This window comes from Streptomyces sp. NPDC102259, assembly GCF_044766465.1.
Lineage (GTDB): Bacteria > Actinomycetota > Actinomycetes > Streptomycetales > Streptomycetaceae > Streptomyces.
Window position 1 is genome coordinate 1 of record NZ_JBIWMA010000065.1, and the last position, 2,187, is coordinate 2,187.

At 64.3% G+C, this 2,187-nt stretch carries 2 protein-coding genes and 1 pseudogene; 1 reads left to right on the forward strand and 2 read right to left on the reverse strand.

What is annotated here, in order from left to right; genetic code table 11:
- Positions 1–197: 197 nt before the first annotated feature.
- Together ACIRPU_RS44350 and ACIRPU_RS44355 are read right to left on the reverse strand one after the other, a co-directional pair.
- Positions 198–818 carry a hypothetical protein gene (locus tag ACIRPU_RS44350; protein WP_403878944.1) on the reverse strand — a complete coding sequence of 207 codons (621 nt, stop codon included), beginning with the start codon at positions 816–818 and terminating at the stop codon, positions 198–200.
- 75 nt (positions 819–893) lie between these two features.
- Positions 894–1,631, reverse strand: a complete 738-nt coding sequence (locus ACIRPU_RS44355) for a phosphotransferase (protein WP_403878947.1) — start codon at positions 1,629–1,631, stop codon at positions 894–896.
- A 176-nt stretch (positions 1,632–1,807) separates the two neighbouring features.
- Here ACIRPU_RS44355 and ACIRPU_RS44360 point away from each other — a divergent pair.
- A pseudogene (locus ACIRPU_RS44360) lies at positions 1,808–1,982 on the forward strand (transposase family protein); the annotation flags it as partial.
- Positions 1,983–2,187 lie beyond the last annotated feature (205 nt).

Below are 2,187 nucleotides of genomic sequence, written 5' to 3' on the forward strand. Positions count from 1 at the left end.
GAGGCCCTGCCTTCATGCGCGTATCGCCGGAAGATCACCCGACCAGGAACACTGTTCGATCCACACGTTCCAAGATCGGTTGAGATACGGCTTCTTATACCGGAACCTTATGAAATCGCGGGTCAAAGGGCTGGTGTGACCGGTACTCGGGGTGCTCGCGCTGGTCGTCGGCAACTGTCTGCGGAGTAGATCGTCTGTCAGCGGTTGACTTCGAGGTTTGTCAGAACGAGCAAGGCGCGCAGGAGGCGGGTCGCGTGAACGGGGTCGGTGCGGAGTTGGTGAGTGTCCGCCAGTTCTTGAGGTGGGCGAAGCCGTGCTCGACCGGTGCCCGTCCGATGGCGAGGACGCGGTTGGCTTCCTTCTGACTGGGTGTGAGCTTGTGGGTGCGGCTGGCGTGGAAGCAGCCAGCCGCGATCAACGAGTCTGACCAGCCTCCCGCACAGCGGCTCCAGCCTGGCCCGCACGGTGACATCGACTCCCAGTATCTCGCCGACCTGACGGGCCATGACCGGTCCGGCGGCCTGCCGCACGGCAGCCAGGATGCGCTGGTAGTCCGGCGGGAGCATGGTCTCCTCCACATCCGGCGTGCGGTGCGGGATCAGCATCACCGGTCGACCGCCCACCTGCCCGGGTGCTGGCGCGGCCGAGGTGCGTTCGTCGGTGAGCTGCTCGCTCACCCGGTCAAGGACACGTTCGGCGACGGCGAGTTCGTCCCGCTCGGCCCGCACCTCCGCCAGCTGTTTGGCCACCCGTTCTTCGAGTTCGTCCAGTTCCGCACGGCGCGCGGTGATCCGTTCCAGGAGTTCGGGATCCAGCATGCGTCGGATCGTAGAAGGCCGTCCGACCGCCACGGGACGGAATCAGCGAACCGACTGCGGCCGTTCCCCCTGCGCTCACCGCACTGAGCGTTCCAATGCAGCCCGATGATCGGAAACCCACTGATAGGCCGTCTGAACTTGCCGCACCGCCCCTGCGTCACGGAGCCGGGCCATGGCGACGTCACCCGCATCGGCCTGGGTCTCGATGCCTCGCCAGCACCGGTCCTGCCACCACAAGATCGTGGACACGAGACGTTGCCGGTCCAACAGCACGTAGCTGTCAACGATCAGCCTCATGCGCCGGGCTGTCTCCTCGACGTCGGTGACCGAAGGGCCCAGATCGAGGTACTGCCAGCAGACATGAGCGATGTCGTGGATCCGCGCGCCCGGCGCAGCAAGGTCCCAGTCGATGAATGCCGTCGGGTGAAGCTCTCCACTGGACAGGCGATATACGGTGTTCTTGGGCGACAGGTCGTTGTGACACACGACCTCTTGGTCTCCGGCCAGCGGGGTGCCGGCCGTCAGGTCGTGGAAGGCACGCACGAGCCGGGCGACCGCCACCAGACTCTCGTCGGATGACACAGCGGCAGGTTGTTGCGGCTCCCATGCCACATGGCCATCGAGGTAACTGAGGACTTCACGGCCCTCGTCATCCAAACCGAGATACCGCGGAGCACCACTCCAGCCACTGGCTTCAAGCAACCTCAGCAGATCACCCACGAACTTCGTGCGAGCCGAGGCTGGACGGCGCACCGTGTCCCCGACACGAACGACCACATTGACGAAACCTCCAGGCATGGACGACTCAGGCATCCGTCCACCCTGCCTGATCGCTACCGCCAACGCTCAATATCTTGTCCCGCCGCTTGATCCGCCCCGAGAGAACTCCGCCAGATGATCTACTCCGCGGACAGCCACCGACGACCAGCGCGAGCACCCCGAGAACCAGTCACACCAGCCATTTGACCTGCTATTTCAAGTTGGCGGAGGGCTCACTCTCCCGCACCCAGCGCACTGTCAACCGCGCACTGGCCCGGGCCCGGGCCCGAGCTCCCGTCGAACGCGGCATGGCACGGCTGAAGTCCTGGCAGATGTTCCGCAGAGCCCGCATCAGCCCGAACCGCGACCGTCGTCGCCAAGGCTGTCCTCGCTTTGGAGAGGCAGCACGGAAAGGCTCAATGGGAGCCTCATGGTGGATCATCCCTGGTTTGGCTCCAACGGAGGGAACTACATCGCGGATGTGAAGCACAAGTCAGCGGTCAGGGTCAGAATGTGGGAGTGTAAATCTAACGGCGGATCCGACGATCATGGGAGAGACGTCAAGTGACTGACACCGCCGTGGAGTTGGAGACCGTGGAACCTGTCGAGA